The organism is Nocardioides exalbidus, from assembly GCF_900105585.1.
In the GTDB taxonomy this organism is placed as follows: Bacteria; Actinomycetota; Actinomycetes; order Propionibacteriales; family Nocardioidaceae; genus Nocardioides; species Nocardioides exalbidus.
In genome coordinates this window covers 3332109-3346836 of sequence record NZ_FNRT01000002.1, presented here as the reverse complement: position 1 = coordinate 3346836, position 14728 = coordinate 3332109, and the positions used below count along the sequence as shown (strand labels likewise).

The following is a 14728-nucleotide window of genomic DNA, read 5'->3' as shown; positions in this document are numbered from 1 at the left end:
GTCGGACCTGCTTCTCGCAGCCCGCTGGAGAACGCGCTACGACATAGCAGTCATGAACGGTCGGTCGTCATGTCAGAGTGGCAACCATGGGGATCTTCAGCAAACTGTCTCGCACAAAGGCCACTGTGCAGAGCCAGGTCGTCACCGTCGCGTTCCGGGATCTGAACAGCAGGGACCCTCTTGCCAACTTCTCCCCTGAGCGCGGGTACGCCTATCTCTGGCCCTTCCCGGAGAAGCCCGAGGTCGGTGACTGGGCGATCGCACCGGGAGTAGACGGTCCTGCCACGGTCGTTGTTGGCCACCTCGGGCTTCCCGCGTCGGCCCGGGGCATGGCACTCAAGGCCCTACTGGAACGGATCCCGCTGGAGAGCGTGGCGCGTGCCCGCGCTAGGGACGAAGCAGCCGCGTGTCATTGGCTGGATTACGCGCGGCAGGCTTCTGGACTGGACCATCAGGACGGTCGCCGTCCTCCGCCGGGTTTTGACGTCTTGTCTCCGGCTCAAGGCCCAGCGGAGCCCGACAAGGCCGACGAGTATGGACGGGCGTGGTGGCGTGCCTACAACCTGGCGCAAGCGATGGGCCGACCCTCCGACGAGGTGGCAGCGTTCAAGGCGATCGGCCAAGACTGGTTTCGGCTCCGAGACCGTGCGCGAAGGCAGGACCGCGACGCGCGCATCTCCGAGGCCGCAGCGGCCACTGACCTTGACGCCGCCATTCGCAATGTCCATGACCGGCCCCGCGCCGAGGTAGAGAAGATGCTCTTCGCCGGCCAATCGCTGTGGGATTGGCTCGCCTACGTGCAGGATCTCGAGCGGCAGGGGAACCTCGAAGAAGCCCTCCGTTTGCTCTCTGCGTTGATCGTCGCAGCCGAGCAAGAAGCTGAGGTTTCAGGTCGCGAACCGGCTCCCGCGTACACCGAACGAGCAGCAATCATCCATCGGAAGCGGCGCGACTATGCCGCGGAAGTCGCCGTGATCGAGCGCTGGGAACGCGCCTGTCCGCCGGAGAAGCGAGGACCGGGCGCCACTCAGGCAAAGCTTCTTTCCAGGCTTGAACGTGCTCGCGCGCTTGCGCAAAAGAGCTGATCAGACGTCGCGACCAGTCCGACTGCATCGCCGGCAACGCCTACGAACCGATCACGACTCGCCGCGAGTGCCCCACTGGCGCTTCGCGGCTAATGACGTTGCAGCATCGGACGGCAGCGGCTTCTGTAGCCTGCCGGGTATGAGCTATCACGGCCCATCCGCCGAGGATGTTGCGAGGCTGCGGGAACTAGCAAAGGCCTTGGCCGATCTCAATCCCAGCATTCATGTCGACGAGGAAGATGCGATCCTGAACGTTCCGTTCGATGCCTCATGCACGGTTGACGCGAACGCGTACGCCGGGAACTTCAACCTCGGTACGTCGTTCGAATTCGAGGACGGAGGGGGAACCAACGACATCTTCGAGTCCATCCCCACGTCCGAGGTCGCCAAGACGGCCGAATGGATCCGCGCCACCCTTCTCGAGATGCCCCAGTTGAAGATCGAGGCGGCCGAGGACTACGCAGAACTGGCTTAGAGACGGTGCGGTCAGGGTGAGCGCAGCGTGCTCCGCACCGCACTCGGTTGCCGGCGTGCTCACCGATCTCGCGACCTTTGGTAGAGCCCAACTAGCGACCTGATGGGCGTCGCCCCGGTGGTGAGTTCCCCGAAACTTCCCCGGACCAGGCACCTATCAAGCACCTACTGGACGCCTACCTCGCAGGAGCGTAGCGTCGACACACCCCTTCTGACCTGAGCAAACGAAGCCCGCGGACAGGTGACCGACCATGACTCTAGCTCTACTACGACATCTGAGTGTCACGAGGTCTCTGACCTGTTGAAACGCCGCCGGGCGACCCATCGGTCGTCCGGCGGCGTTTCTGTGGCGTCAGCCGATCCAGTCGTTGCCCGGCAGCTCGGCGAGCTGGGTGATGTCGAGCGTGGGCTCGATGCCGGACTCCGGCGCCAGGCCGAAGTGCTCCACTGCGCGGCGGACCCACTCGGCGGCGTCGATGTTGAGCGGGCCGGAGACCCACATGGCGTACGGCAGGTTCACGAACCTCTTCTCCTTCACCGCAGCGAGGTCGCGCGAGGCCGGGTTGGCCTCCAGGACTGCGACCTTCTCCTCGTAGGACTGCCCCGGGTAGTCGACGAAGAAGATGATGTCGGGGTCGGAGGCGGCCAGCCGCTCCCAGCCGACCTCAGTCCAGGTGTCCTCGACGTCTGCCGTGGCGCTCGTGACCTGTGCCGAGTCGAAGATGGCCTGCGGTCCGCCGAAAGAGCCAGAGGTGAAGATGGTGTCGGTGCCGGAGTCGAAGAGGAACACGGTGGTCTCGTCGTCGCCCTTCGGCGCCTCCTCCAGGGCGGCTCGGCGCTGGCCGATGTCGTCGATGACGGCCTGTGCGGTGTTGGGGTGACCGGTGAGCTCGCCGATGTTGGCGAGGTCGGTGGTGAGGGCCGTCCAGGCGTCCATGGTCCCGCGGGCACCGTCGTCCTGCAGGCAGGTCTCGCTCAGGAGGTAGGGAGTGATGTCGCGCTCGGCGACCATCTCCGGCATCAGGTTGCGGGCCTCGCTGAACCCGTAGTTGTAGCCGGCGAAGAACACCTGCGGGTCGACCGCGAGCACGTTCTCGAGGGTGGGGAACTCGTCGCCGACGACGGTGAGCTCGTCCACCCGATCGTCGGGGTAGGCCAGCTCGAGGAGCGCCTGGTCGCGGGCCATGCCGGTCACGGCGACCAGCTCGTCGCGGGCTCCAGCGGCGAGCGCGATGGAGATGATGCCGCCGTCGTAGGCGTACATCTCGGTGACCGGCCCGTCGACCGTGAGGTCCTCGCCGCAGTTCTGCACCGTGATGGGACCGCCGTCCGCGTTGGCTCCACCCGTGGTGTTGCTGTCGGAGCCGCACGCGCTGAGCAGAGTGGCTGCGAGGGTGATGACCGCAGCGGTCGCGAGGCGCGTACTCCGGTGGGTGCGGAGGGTCGGGTTCATGGGGTGTCCTCTCGGAGGTGGGGTTCGGGCAGGTGGTGGATGAGCAGGTGCGACTGTTCGAGGTGGGGGTGGGCGACCTGGACCGAGCCGACGGCGAACTGCTCCTCGATGCGCGCCGCGCCCAGCACGTCGCTCGGACGGCCGACGGCGACGAGGGTCGCCGGGGACGTCGCACGGTCGCGGCCCTCCGGCCAGCCGACGACGGCCACCTGGTCGAATGAGCGCAGCGCGAGATCGAGGTCGTGGATGGTGACGACCAGGGTCTGTGCCTCGCGGGCGACGGTGTGCAGCAGGCGCTGCTGCCAGGCCACGTCGAGGTGGTTGGTCGGTTCGTCCAGCAGCATCAGCGGGCACTGCTGGGCGAGACCACGGGCCAGCACGGCGCGGCGCTTCTCACCGCCCGAGAGCTGGTCGCACGGGTCGTCGATCCGGTCGGCGAGGCCGACTGCCTCGAGCGAAGCCACCACGATGGCCCGTTCGTCGCTGCCACCGCGCGACCACGGGCGGGTGCGGGGGACGCGGCCGAGCGCAACCATCTCCCCGACGAGGAGCTCGGCGGAGACGAGCTCTTCCTGGGGGACGAAGGCGAGCCGTCGGGCGCGGTCGCGGGCGCTGGTGCGGTGCAGGTCGCGGAGCTCGCCCGACTCGTCGGCGAGGTAGGCCGTGCCCTCGCTCGGGCACAGTGCTCCGGCCAGCACCCGCAGCAGGGTCGACTTGCCGGCACCGTTGACACCCACCACCCCGAGCCGTGCCCCGACAGGCACCTCGAGGTCGACGTCACGCAGGACCTCGCGGTCGCCGAGCCGGGCCGACACGCCGCTCAGCCTGAGCGCGAGGCGACTCACCTCTCACCGCCGTACGTGTAGGTGCCGCGCCCCATCAGGAGCAGGAAGAGCGGGGCGCCGACGACGCCGGTCACGACCCCGAGGGGGATCTCCTGCGGGCGGACAGCGAGCCGCGCCAGCACGTCGACCCACAGCAGGAACACTCCCCCGCCCAGTGCTGCGACCGGGATGACGACCCTGTGCCGCGCGCCCACGACCAGGCGGGCGGCGTGCGGGACGATCAGGCCGACGAAGCCGATGCCGCCGCTGACCGCGACCAGCACGCCGACGAGCACGGCGAGCCCGACGAACAGCGTCGTGCGCAGGGCGGCGACGTTCACCCCGAGTGCGGCAGCGGTCTCCGGGCCCGCCGCCAGTGCGTCGAGCCATCGGTGCATCGACATCATCGCCGCGGACAGGAGCAGCACGAGGACGGCCGGGACCCACAGCTTCTCCCAGGTCGCGCCTCCGACGCTGCCGAGCATCCAGAACAGCACCGAGTTCGCGGCGCGTGCGTCGTCGGCCATGAAGACCAGGAACGAGGCGATCGCCGACAGGCCCGAGGACAGCACGACACCGGTGAGCACCAGTCGCAACGGCGTGAGGCCGCCCTGGGCGGTCGCGACGAGGTAGACCAGCAGGGCCGAGCCGACCGCACCGAGCAGCGCGCCGGTCGAGACCGCGTAGATCCCGAAGCCACCGAGGACACCCGTCGTGATCGCGGCCGTCGCACCGACCGAGGCGCCGGAGCTGATGCCGAGCAGGTAGGGGTCCGCCAGCGGGTTGCGGACCAGCGTCTGCATGCCTGCGCCCGCGACCGCGAGCCCGGCGCCGACGACCAGCGCCATCAGGGCGCGCGGCACGCGCAGCTCCCAGACGATGATGTCCCAGCGGCCGGGCTGCTCGCCGGTGAAGCGGTCGTTGACCGTCGAGACGACCTCGGCGACCGGGATCCGCTCGGACCCGAAGGCCAACGACATCACGGCACTCGCGGCCCACGCGAGGGCAAGGACCACGACCAGCGGCCAGAACGGCAGGCGCCTCCTGGACCTCGACGATCTGCCGGGTCGGTGCGTCACGGTCGCACCCGCGTCCGGGGCAGGGGGTGCGCGGGCAGGAGGGATGACGGGTCCACTGCGGGCCTCTCGGGTCTCGAACCCCGATCGCGAGGGCCCAGGTGACGGACACGTGAGCCGACAGGTTTTCGGACTCGGGAATCAACCAGTGACGCTGCCTTCCCAGGATCTCTCCCAGTGGCGTGTAGCGCCGCTGTCTCCCTCACCGCTGCGCGCCAGTCCCGGATTCACACCGGAGTTCCCTGGCATCCCAGAGGATGCGTTCGACTCGGCCCGAACGCTAGCACTGCCGGTCGTCACGATCAGCCGGGAGCACCACCTTGTTGCGAATTGTTTGCAACAACCCGAGGATGCGCGCGTGACACCTCGCCTCGACCCGGCCTTCGTACGGCTCTGGGTCGCCACCACCGCCTCCGGCGTCGCCACCTGGTCGATGCCGTTCGTCCTCGGCCTGGCGCTGGTCGACACCACTCTGACGGCGAGTCAGCTCGGCGGGCTCCTGGCGGTTCGCACGGTCGGGTTCCTCGTGGTCATGCCAGTCGCGGGAGTGCTGGCCGACCGCTACCCGCGCCGCTCGGTCGTCGGAGTCGCAGCAGCGGGTGCGGCGCTGTCCTCAGCCCTCCTCGCCCTCGCCGTGCACTCCTCGCTCACCGTGCTCGGCCTCGCAGCAGCGGCAGCCGTGGGCGTCGGGCAGGGCGCGTGCCGACCGGCCTTCCAGGCACTGGTGCCCTCGTCCCACCCGAACGACGGCAGGGCGCCAACGCAGCGATCAGCATCGCCGTGCGGGTCAGCGTGCTTGCTGGACCGGCGATCACCGGACTCGCCTCCACAGTCCTCGATCCCCCTGCGCTGCTGCTGGGGACAGCAGGGATCTGGCTGCTGGCAGCCGGCGTCACACCCTCCGGCTCCCCGTCGACCCGTCGCGCCAGCAGGCCCCCTGGGTCGGAGCGCAGCAGCTTTGCGGCGGACTTCGCCGAAGGCCTGGAGGAAGCCCATCGTCACCCGTGGTTCCTGGGTGGCCTCGGAGCCCTCGCCACCGTGATCCTGACCGGCTACTCCGTCACCGCGGTCGCCGTCCCCCTGGTGGCTCGCGACAGTGGGGACGGGACGGCCCTGGTTGCTGCGGTCGCCACGGCGTACGCCCTCGGCGCCCTGGGCGGCGCATTCGTGGTCGCGTGGTGGCGCCCGACCAACCAGGGGTGGGTGGCCCTCTCGGGCCTGGCGGCATACGCGCTCGCGCCGCTGGCGCTCGCCCTCGACCTCGGGGCGGCATGGGTCGTGGCCGCCTACGTCGTGTGCGGCGTCGGGATCGAGGTCTTCAACGTGCCGTGGTTCACGGCGACCCAGCGCGAGGTCGACCCGGCGAGGCTCTCCCGCGTGTCGTCCCTCGACTTCCTCGTCTCCTACGGGCTCGCGCCGTTGGGGCTCGCGCTGATGGCGCCCGCGATCGAGGCGTTCGGGGTCCGCCCCGTGCTGCTCGTGGCGGCTGCGGCGTGCTTGCTCGCGCCGGTGGCGGCCGGTCTCGTCCCGACGAGTCGACGATTCGCCCGCGCCTGAGGCCACGGCCGGCCGGGACCTACAGGCGCTCGCCTGCCTCGACCCGGGCCTCGATCGTGTTGCCGGCCGGGGCGAGGGGGCAGCGCCACCGGTCGTCGTAGCGGCAGGACGGGTGGTAGGCGAAGTTGAGGTCGACGACCAGGTGCTCGTCGTCCCCGCCGAGCCAGGCTCCCTTGGCGGTGTCGAGCAGGTAGCGCCCGGCGCCGTAGCTGCCGTCGCCGGCGGTGCCGTCGCGCAACGGCACGAAGATCCCGCCGCCGTACTGGTGCAGCCACCACACGTCGAGGCTGCCGCCCACCGGCTCGGGCAGCCGGACGAGGCCGATCCGACGCAGCGTCACCGAGCCGTCGTCGCCGCCGTCGACGTCACGGTCATCGGCCTCGGCCGGCTCGATCCCGAGGGTGAAGCGCAGCGCCGGGTCGTACGGCCAGTAGTCCACGCCGCGCTCCCGGAGCTCGGGGACGCCTGCGCTCGGGCTCTGCGGATGCGTGGCGAACAGGTCGGCCCGTCCCTCCCGCCAGAGGCGGTGACCCTCGGCGGGGTCGTCGAGGGACCGGACCGCCTCGTAGAGCGTGGAGACGCGGGCGCGCCAGTCGGCGAGGGCGAGAGCAGACGAGATGTCAGGCACCCCACCACTGTCGCACCTGCGCCCGTCCCGCCCTCATAGTCCCGGTCGGACAATCCGGCCCCCCGGGATGCCCGACCGGGCCTACCAGTGCATTCGGCGCGGCAGGACCTACGGATTGCTTGCTGCCCGTCCCTAGGCTCGACCCATGTTCACGCGACGCGCCCGACCCGCCCCGGCTGTGGTGCGCACCGACGCGGAGTGGCGGGCGCGCCTGGGACCCGAGGCCTACCGGGTGCTCCGGCAGTCGGGCACTGAGGCTCCCGGCAGCAGCCCCTACGCGCACCCGTCCGCGAGCAGGGACGGGGACTACCACTGCGCGGGGTGCGGTGCCGAGCTCTTCCGTGCCGAGGACCAGTTCGACTCCGGGACCGGATGGCCGAGCTTCTCGGACCCGGCGTCCCGCGACGCCGTCACGGTCCGCACCGACTTCAAGCTCCTGGTGCCCCGGCGCGAGGCCAGGTGCGCCGCGTGCGACGGCCACCTGGGCCACGTCTTCGGCGACGGGCCCACGCGCTCCGGTCAGCGGTGGTGCATCAACGGCGCCGCGCTCACCCTCGACCAGCATGGACGCTGAAGGCGCGCCCGTCGGCCGTCGCGTCGTCCTCGGGCTCCTCGGCCTGGGGGCCGTCGGCGTGGTCGCCGGCAACCGGGTCCAGGAGGGGCTGAGTCGCGTGCTCGCGCCGATCCAGCCTCGCGACCCGACCGGCCTGACCTCGCTGGTCCCGCTGGGCAGCACGTGGCGCTACTACTCCGTCACCGGGGCCGTGGAGCCCCGCGACGACGAGGACTACCGGCTGGACGTCACCGGGCTGGTCGGGACCGAGTCGACGTACTCCTACGCGGACCTCGAGGCACTTCCCCAGACGCGGTTCACCGACACCTTCCACTGCGTCACGGGCTGGTACGTCCTCGACGTGCCGTGGGCGGGTGTCCGGGTCGCCGACCTCCTCGACCGCGCCGCGCCCACCGACGACGCGGTGGGCGTCCGCTTCCACTCGTTCGACGGGACGTACTCGGTCAACATGACGCTCGCGCAGGCGCGGGCCCACGACGTCATCGTGGCGCTGCGGATGTACGACGAGCCGGTGACTCATGCGCACGGCGGCCCGGTGCGGGTCTACTCCGGCTCGATGTACGGCTACAAGAGCACGAAGTGGCTCTCGGGCATCGAGGTCACCGCGGACAACCGGCCGGGCTACTGGGAGGACCGCGGCTACCCGCTGGACGGGACCATCGATGCGTGAGGCGCCGGACGGAGCGCGCGACCTCGACCGGTTCTCTCGCGCCGAGCGGTGGGTCCACCGCTCGTTCGCCCTTCTCATGGGCGCGTGCCTCGTCACCGCCGCGATCCTCTACAACGGGTCGATCATGATGGCGGTCGGCCACCGCCACCTGGTCGAGACGATCCACGTCTGGTGCGGCATCGCGCTTCCGTTGCCGATGGTGCTCGGCGCCGTCTCGAAGGCCTACCGGGCAGACCTGGGGCGGCTCGACCGCTTCACCCCGGCCGACTGGCGGTGGCTGCGCAGCCGGTCCCGACGCGACGGCAGCATCGTGGTCGGCAAGTTCAACGCCGGCCAGAAGGTGAACTCGTGGCTCGTGGCCGCGTCGACGTGGGTGCTCCTCGGCACCGGCGCTCTCATGTACTGGACCGGCCTGGCCGCGCTCTCGTGGCGCTCCGGCGCGACGTTCGTCCACGACTGGGTCGCCCTCGGGCTGGGGCTCCTCGTGTTCGGCCACCTCGCCCACGCGTTCGGCGACCCCGAGGCCCGTCGCGGCATGCGCACCGGTCGCGTCTCCCGCCGGTGGGCACGCGCCCAGCACCCGGGTTGGCTGGACGAGGTCGAGGAGGCCGAGGCGTCCGGACCCCGTGGCTGACGGGCCGGACCACCCCTTTGCATCGTGCACAGACGGCCGGGAGGGCGTTCCATGGGGGGACGAGCTCCACGAGTGGATCGAGGCGGGACCGATGATCGCGACCGACACCGACGTCGCGCTGCAACGCCTGCTCGAGCAGGGTCGGGCACGAGCGGCCCTGATCGACCCCCACCACGTCCTGCTGTGGGAGGCGCTCGAGGCAGCCACGCAGGGCGGCAAGCGGTTCCGGCCGATGCTGGTCGTCGCGACGCACGACGCGCTCGGCGGGTCGCTCCCCGAGGCGGCAGCGGAGGTCGGCGCGGCGATCGAGCTGCTCCACACGGCACTCGTGATCCACGACGACGTCATCGACGACGACCACGTCCGCCGTGGTGCGCCGAACGTGAGCGGCACGTTCCGCTCCTACGCCCGCGCGGCCGCCGCCGGTCCTGACGACGTCGCCGGCTACGGGCTCACCGCCGCGGTGCTGGCCGGCGACCTCGCCCTCGCGGCCGCCGTCCGCGCGACCGCGACGTGCGGCGCTCCCCCGCCCGTGGTCCACCGCCTCCTGGACCTGCTCGACTCCGCACTGCACACCACCGCCGCCGGCGAGCTCGCGGACGTACGCCTGTCGATGGGCACCGACGTGGTCACCCTCGCCGAGAGCCTGGCCATGGAGGAGTGCAAGACCAGCGCGTACTCGTTCGACCTTCCCCTCCAGGCCGGGGCCGTCCTGGCCGGCGCCCCGTCGAGCACCGCCGAGCGCCTGGGCTCCGCCGGGCGGATGACGGGCATCGCGTTCCAGCTCGTGGACGACCTCATCGGCGTCTTCGGCGATCCCGTGCGATCGGGCAAGAGCACCACCAGCGACCTGCGCACGGGCAAGCAGACCCCGCTCCTCGTGCACGCGCGCTCCACCCCGGAGTGGCCGCGCATCCGCGACTACGTCGGCCGCGACCTGTCGGCGGACGAGCTGACCGACGTGCGCGCCCTCCTCGTGGCAGCCGGGTCGCGCCGCTTCGTGGAGGACCTGGCCGACCAGCACCTGGCCGGGGCCCGGTCGACGCTCGCCGACCTCGGGGTGCCCGCCACGCTGCTCGACGGCATCACGACCCGCTCCCCCGAGCTGGTCGACGGCAGCGGGGAAGCGGCATGACCACGACGCTCCGCGGGCTCGCCCTCGCCACGCACCCCGGACCGGCGCTGGCGGTCACGGCGCTGGCGGGCCTGCTCGCGACGGCACAGGGACTCGGCACCGTCCGCGTGCTGCTCGTGCTCGCGGCCGTCCTGGCCGGCCAGCTCAGCATCGGCTGGAGCAACGACCTCGTCGACGTCTCCCGTGACCGCCGGGCCGGTCGCGGCGACAAGCCGTTGGCGACGGGCGCGGTCCCGCTCGACGTCGTCCGGCGCGCGTGCGCGGTCGCCGTCGCCCTCTGCCTCGTGCTGTCCCTGGCCCTCGGCCTCGCGCCCGGGCTGGTCCACCTCGTCTGCGTCGCCTCCGCGTGGACCTACAACCTCGGCCTCAAGTCGACCGCCTGGTCGTGGCTGCCCTACGCCGTCTCGTTCGGCGGGCTGCCGGCGGTGGTCTCCCTGGTCGACGGGCAGCTCCCGCCGTGGTGGTGGCCGGTCGGGGCTGCCCTGCTCGGCGTCGCAGCCCACCTGCTCAACGTCCTGCCCGACCTCGACGACGACGCCGCCACCGGCGTGCGCGGCCTCCCCCACCGCCTGGGGCGGGCCCACCTCGCCCCGGTCGCCGCCGGCGTCCTCGTGGTGGCCTCGGCGGTCGTCCTCGTCGGCGCCGGAGCCCCGGTCCTCGTCTCGGCCGCGATCGGTGCCGTGGTCCTCGCGCTGGCCGTCGTGGTGGTCGCCGGGTCCGGTCGCATCCCCTTCGTGTCGGCGGTCGCGATCGCCCTCGGCGACGCCATGCTGCTGGTGGTGGCCCGGTGACGGCCCGGTCGGACGCGGACTGGGACGTCGTCATCGTCGGCGCCGGTCCCGCGGGCACCTCCGCAGCGCTCGGGGCGCTGGCCGAGGACCCGTCACTGCGCGTGCTGCTCCTCGACCGCAGCGACTTCCCGCGCGACAAGTCCTGCGGTGACGGCATCGCGCCGCACGCGGTCGACGTGCTCTCGGAGGTGGGCGCCGGCGACGTGGTCGCGGGCTGGACGCCCCTGCGCGAGCTCGAGCTGGCACGCGGCGACCTGCGGGTCTCGCGGTCGATGCGCCGCGAGGCCTACGTCGTCCCCCGAGCGGTGCTCGACGCCCGGCTGGTGGACCGGGCCGTGGAGAGGGGCGCGGTCCTCGAGCGGCACCGCGCGACGTCGCTCACCACTGCGGGTGGGCGCGCCCCCGTCGTGTCGGGCCGCCTCAGCGGCCGCGTGGTGGTCGGCGCGGACGGTGCCCACTCGCTCGTCCGGCGAGCGGTGCTCGGCGACCGGCCCCAGCAGCGGGCCATCGCGATCCGCGGCTACGCGCCGACGACGGACGCCGGCCGCGGGCGGCAGGTCATCCGCTACGGCGTCGGGCGGCACCCGTCGTACGCCTGGGCCTTCGACCGCGGCGACGGCTGGGCCAACGTCGGCTACGGCGAGCTCCTGCCTGCCGAGCGCGGGCAGGGGTCCGCACCGAGCAAACGGCTGCTGCTCGACCAGCTCGAGGAGCTCATTCCGGGTGCCGCCAGCACCGGCGCCGAGTGGCGGGGCCACCACCTCCCGCTGAGCAGCTGGCGGTGGGACCAGCCCGACGGACCGGTGCTGCTCGCCGGTGACGCCGCCGGTCTGATCAACCCGATGACGGGCGAGGGGATCTACTACGCCGTCGCCTCGGGCGTCTCCGCAGGACGCGCAGCCGCCCGTGCCGTCGCCGCCGGGCAGCCCGACGGCGCCGGCGCGCGGCACCGCGCGGAGGTGCGCGGCCTCCTCGGCCGGCACCTGCGCCACACCTGGACCGCCTCGCGGCTCTCGCAGTCGCCCCGGGTCGTCGACGCCGGCATCCGCGCGGCCGCCGCCGATCAGCGCACGTTCGACAGCCTCGTGGAGATCGGCCTCGGCGGTGGGCGGATCGACGCCCGGCTCGCCGGTGGCCTCGTCCACAGCCTCATCCGTCCCGCACGACCGACAGGAACCCGAGAGCCGACATGAGAATCCTCTCCGCCCGGAGTGCCCTGCCGGCGCACTCCTACCCGCAGTCCGAGATCACCGAGGCCTTCGCCCACGTGATCTCCGAGCGCAGCCTCGACCACGCCCTGCTCCGGCGCTTCCACGCCAACGCCGGCGTCGAGCGGCGCCACACCGTGCTCCCGCTGGAGCAGTACGCCGACCTCCGCGACTTCGGCCACTCCAACGACCTCTTCATCGAGCACGCGGTCGAGCTGGGCGCGCGCGCCCTCGTCGACGCGCTGAAGGCCGCCGACCTGACGCCGTCGGACGTGGACCTCGTGGTCACCGCCACCGTCACCGGGCTGGCGGTGCCGTCGCTCGACGCCCGGATCGCCGCACTGGTGGGACTGCGCGAGGACGTCCGCCGGATGCCCCTCGTCGGCCTCGGGTGCGTCGCCGGTGCCGCGGGGATCGCGCGCCTGCACGACCACCTCGTCGGGCACCCCGACCACACGGCCGTGCTCGTCGCGGTGGAGCTGTGCTCCCTGACCCTGCAGCGCGACGACGTCTCCGTACCGAACCTCGTCGCGAGCGGTCTCTTCGGCGACGGTGCCGCCGCCGTCGTGGCGACCGGGGCGAACGGCCCGGACGGCCCGGTCGAGGTGCTCGACTCCCGCAGCCGGCTCTACCCGGACAGCGAGCGGACGATGGGGTTCGACGTCGCGGCCAGCGGGCTGCGCATCGTCCTCGACGCCGCGGTGCCGGACCTGGTCGAGCGCTACCTGCGCGGCGACGTCGACTCCTTCCTCGCCGACCACGGGCTGACCCGCGAGGACATCGGGTGGTGGGTGTGCCACCCCGGTGGGCCCAAGGTGATCGAGGCGCTCGAGGCGGCGCTGGAGGTGCCGCGTGAGGCGATCCGCCTCACGTGGGAGTCGCTCGCCCGCGTCGGCAACCTGTCCTCGGTGTCGGTCCTGCACGTGCTGGAGGACACGCTGCGCGAGCGGCCACCGGCACCCGGCAGCCACGGAGTCCTGCTCGCGATGGGGCCGGGCTTCTGCTCCGAGCTCGTGCTACTGCGGGCGGTCGCATGACCACCCTGCTGGCCTTCAGCGTGCTCGTGGCGCTGGTCGGCCTCGAGCGGGTCGCCGAGCTCGTGGTCTCGGTGCGCAACGCCGCCTGGAGCAAGGAGCGCGGCGGCGTCGAGAGCGGGCAGGGCCACTTCCCCTTCATGGTGGTGCTGCACACGGGCCTGCTCGTCGGTGCACTGGTGGAGGCGTGGGTACGCCGCCCCGACGTGCCGTCCGCGCTCGCCTGGTCGATGCTCGGGCTGGTCCTGGCCTCGCAGGCCCTGAGGTGGTGGTGCATCGCGTCCCTCGGCCGGCGCTGGAACACCCGCGTCATCGTCGTGCCCGGCCTGCCGCCCGAGACCTCGGGTCCCTACCGCTTCCTGCGCCACCCCAACTACGTCGCCGTCGTGGTGGAGGGCGTGGCGCTGCCGCTGGTCCACGCCGCCTGGCTGACGGCGGTGGTCTTCACCGTCGTCAACGCGGGCCTGCTCGTCGTCCGCATCCGGGCGGAGGAGGCAGCGCTCGCCACGCTGCCGCCGACCGCGGGAGCCGCGCGTGCATGACCTCGTGGTCGCCGGCGGCGGTCCGGTCGGGATGGCCGCGGCCCTGCACGCCCACCGGCTCGGGCTCGACGTCGTCGTGCACGAACCCCGCACCGGCCCGATCGACAAGGCGTGCGGTGAGGGGCTGATGCCGGGCGCCCTCCTCGAGCTGGGCGGCCTCGGCGTCGACCCGCCCGGGCAGTCGCTCGACGGCATCCACTACGTCGATGCCGCCACCGGTGCGCACGCGACGGCAGCCTTCCGGTCGGGTCCGGGCCGGGGCGTGCGGAGGACGACGCTCCACGAGGTCCTCGCCGCGCGCGTCGCCGACGCCGGCATCGAGGTCGACCGGCAGCCGGTCCACGACGTGCAGGACGAGGGCAGCCACCTGCTGGTCGCCGGACGCCCCACCCGCTACCTCGTCGCGGCCGACGGCCTGCACTCCCCCGTGCGCCGGCTCCTCGGGCTCGACGCGCCGAGCCGGGGACGTCGCCGCTACGGGCTGCGCGCACACGTCGCGCAGGCACCGTGGACGTCCTACGTCGAGGTGCACTGGTCGCACCGCGCCGAGGTCTACGTGACGCCGGTCGCCGACGACCTCGTCGGCGTCGCCGTGCTGGCCGGTCCGGGCGCCCACTTCGACGAGCTGCTGGCCGACTTCCCGGCGCTGCGCGAGCGGCTCACCGGCGAGCGCACCAAGGTGATGGGCGCCGGTCCGCTGCGCCAGCGGGTGCGCTCGCGCTCGGCCGGCCGGGTGCTCCTCGTCGGCGACGCCGGCGGTTACGTCGACGCCCTGACCGGCGAGGGCATCGCCCTCGGCCTCGCCCAGGCGCGGGTCGCCGTGGAATGCATCGCCTTCGGCCGACCGGAGCGCTACCACCTCGTCGCCCGGCGGCTGGGTGCCCGGCACGAGCTCCTCACCAGCGCGCTGCTGCACGCGACGGCGCGGCCGGTCGTACGACGCCGCCTGGTGCCCGCGGCGCAGCGCCTCCCCTTCGTGTTCGGCGCGGCGGTCAACCAGCTCGCGCGACCGGCGGGCAGGAGCGCCCGCCCGTAGCCGTCCA

General features: G+C 72.4%; 15 protein-coding genes, 1 pseudogene and 1 riboswitch. Of the genes and pseudogenes, 12 read left to right on the top strand and 4 right to left on the bottom strand.

Annotation, left to right across the window (positions count from 1 at the left end):
* Positions 1–86: 86 nt before the first annotated feature.
* Together BLV76_RS16460 and BLV76_RS16455 are read left to right on the top strand one after the other, a co-directional pair.
* Positions 87–1085: a hypothetical protein gene (locus BLV76_RS16460; protein ID WP_090970341.1), complete on the top strand. Its 999-nt coding sequence runs from the start codon at positions 87–89 to the stop codon at positions 1083–1085.
* A 139-nt stretch (positions 1086–1224) separates the two neighbouring features.
* Positions 1225–1560 (top strand): hypothetical protein, encoded by a 336-nt coding sequence (locus BLV76_RS16455; protein WP_139306604.1) that lies wholly within the window; start codon positions 1225–1227, stop codon positions 1558–1560.
* Positions 1561–1911: 351 nt separating this feature from the next.
* Here the strand turns inward: BLV76_RS16455 and BLV76_RS16450 are convergent, their stop codons facing one another.
* The 3 genes from BLV76_RS16450 to BLV76_RS16440 are packed head-to-tail and all read right to left on the bottom strand — an operon-like array spanning position 1912 to position 4816.
* A complete protein-coding gene (locus BLV76_RS16450) occupies positions 1912–3012 on the bottom strand; it encodes an ABC transporter substrate-binding protein (protein ID WP_090970337.1) in 1101 nt (366 codons plus the stop codon).
* Positions 3009–3827, bottom strand: a complete 819-nt coding sequence (locus tag BLV76_RS16445) for an ABC transporter ATP-binding protein (RefSeq protein WP_217630368.1) — start codon at positions 3825–3827, stop codon at positions 3009–3011. The genes BLV76_RS16450 and BLV76_RS16445 overlap by 4 nt, the downstream gene beginning before the upstream one ends.
* A 26-nt stretch (positions 3828–3853) precedes the next feature.
* Entirely contained in the window at positions 3854–4816 is a 963-nt protein-coding gene (locus BLV76_RS16440; RefSeq protein WP_090972836.1) for a FecCD family ABC transporter permease, read from the bottom strand.
* Between the two features lie 198 nt (positions 4817–5014).
* A riboswitch (cobalamin riboswitch) is annotated at positions 5015–5195 on the bottom strand.
* A 150-nt stretch (positions 5196–5345) separates the two neighbouring features.
* Between BLV76_RS16440 and BLV76_RS16435 the strand changes: the two are divergent.
* Positions 5346–6469: pseudogene (locus tag BLV76_RS16435) on the top strand (MFS transporter).
* A 19-nt stretch (positions 6470–6488) separates the two neighbouring features.
* Here BLV76_RS16435 and BLV76_RS16430 read toward each other — a convergent pair.
* Complete coding sequence (locus tag BLV76_RS16430; protein WP_090970333.1) at positions 6489–7097, bottom strand: DUF1684 domain-containing protein; 609 nt, start codon at positions 7095–7097, stop codon at positions 6489–6491.
* A gap of 145 nt (positions 7098–7242) precedes the next feature.
* Here BLV76_RS16430 and msrB point away from each other — a divergent pair, with 145 nt between their 5' ends.
* From msrB to BLV76_RS16385, 9 genes are all read left to right on the top strand, one after another.
* On the top strand, positions 7243–7671 hold the full coding sequence (gene msrB, locus BLV76_RS16425; protein WP_090970332.1) for a peptide-methionine (R)-S-oxide reductase MsrB: 429 nt from the start codon (positions 7243–7245) through the stop codon (positions 7669–7671).
* Positions 7661–8341: a molybdopterin-dependent oxidoreductase gene (locus tag BLV76_RS16420; protein ID WP_090970329.1), complete on the top strand. Its 681-nt coding sequence runs from the start codon at positions 7661–7663 to the stop codon at positions 8339–8341. The genes msrB and BLV76_RS16420 overlap by 11 nt, the downstream gene beginning before the upstream one ends.
* Positions 8334–8975 (top strand): formate dehydrogenase, encoded by a 642-nt coding sequence (locus tag BLV76_RS16415; protein WP_090970327.1) that lies wholly within the window; start codon positions 8334–8336, stop codon positions 8973–8975. Before BLV76_RS16420 ends, BLV76_RS16415 begins: the two co-directional genes overlap by 8 nt.
* Positions 8976–9066: 91 nt before the next feature.
* Positions 9067–10110 (top strand): polyprenyl synthetase family protein, encoded by a 1044-nt coding sequence (locus BLV76_RS16410; RefSeq protein WP_090970325.1) that lies wholly within the window; start codon positions 9067–9069, stop codon positions 10108–10110.
* On the top strand, positions 10107–10901 hold the full coding sequence (locus tag BLV76_RS16405) for a UbiA family prenyltransferase (RefSeq protein ID WP_090970323.1): 795 nt from the start codon (positions 10107–10109) through the stop codon (positions 10899–10901). The genes BLV76_RS16410 and BLV76_RS16405 overlap by 4 nt, the downstream gene beginning before the upstream one ends.
* Complete coding sequence (locus BLV76_RS16400; RefSeq protein ID WP_090970321.1) at positions 10898–12094, top strand: geranylgeranyl reductase family protein; 1197 nt, start codon at positions 10898–10900, stop codon at positions 12092–12094. The genes BLV76_RS16405 and BLV76_RS16400 overlap by 4 nt, the downstream gene beginning before the upstream one ends.
* Entirely contained in the window at positions 12091–13146 is a 1056-nt protein-coding gene (locus BLV76_RS16395) for a type III polyketide synthase (RefSeq protein ID WP_090970319.1), read from the top strand. Before BLV76_RS16400 ends, BLV76_RS16395 begins: the two co-directional genes overlap by 4 nt.
* Positions 13143–13685, top strand: a complete 543-nt coding sequence (locus BLV76_RS16390) for an isoprenylcysteine carboxyl methyltransferase family protein (RefSeq protein WP_090970316.1) — start codon at positions 13143–13145, stop codon at positions 13683–13685. The genes BLV76_RS16395 and BLV76_RS16390 overlap by 4 nt, the downstream gene beginning before the upstream one ends.
* Entirely contained in the window at positions 13678–14721 is a 1044-nt protein-coding gene (locus BLV76_RS16385; protein WP_090970315.1) for an NAD(P)/FAD-dependent oxidoreductase, read from the top strand. Before BLV76_RS16390 ends, BLV76_RS16385 begins: the two co-directional genes overlap by 8 nt.
* The last annotated feature ends 7 nt before the right edge of the window (positions 14722–14728 follow it).

Coding starts and splice junctions, on each gene's coding strand:
- BLV76_RS16415 (WP_090970327.1), top strand. CDS start 8,334: ATGCGTGAGGCGCCGGACGGAGCGCGCGACCTCGACCGGTTCTCTCGC.
- BLV76_RS16395 (WP_090970319.1), top strand. CDS start 12,091: ATGAGAATCCTCTCCGCCCGGAGTGCCCTGCCGGCGCACTCCTACCCG.
- BLV76_RS16420 (WP_090970329.1), top strand. CDS start 7,661: ATGGACGCTGAAGGCGCGCCCGTCGGCCGTCGCGTCGTCCTCGGGCTC.
- BLV76_RS16460 (WP_090970341.1), top strand. CDS start 87: ATGGGGATCTTCAGCAAACTGTCTCGCACAAAGGCCACTGTGCAGAGC.
- BLV76_RS16410 (WP_090970325.1), top strand. CDS start 9,067: ATGATCGCGACCGACACCGACGTCGCGCTGCAACGCCTGCTCGAGCAG.
- BLV76_RS16405 (WP_090970323.1), top strand. CDS start 10,107: ATGACCACGACGCTCCGCGGGCTCGCCCTCGCCACGCACCCCGGACCG.
- msrB (WP_090970332.1), top strand. CDS start 7,243: ATGTTCACGCGACGCGCCCGACCCGCCCCGGCTGTGGTGCGCACCGAC.
- BLV76_RS16455 (WP_139306604.1), top strand. CDS start 1,225: ATGAGCTATCACGGCCCATCCGCCGAGGATGTTGCGAGGCTGCGGGAA.
- BLV76_RS16390 (WP_090970316.1), top strand. CDS start 13,143: ATGACCACCCTGCTGGCCTTCAGCGTGCTCGTGGCGCTGGTCGGCCTC.
- BLV76_RS16440 (WP_090972836.1), bottom strand. CDS start 4,816: ATGTCGTTGGCCTTCGGGTCCGAGCGGATCCCGGTCGCCGAGGTCGTC.
- BLV76_RS16450 (WP_090970337.1), bottom strand. CDS start 3,012: ATGAACCCGACCCTCCGCACCCACCGGAGTACGCGCCTCGCGACCGCT.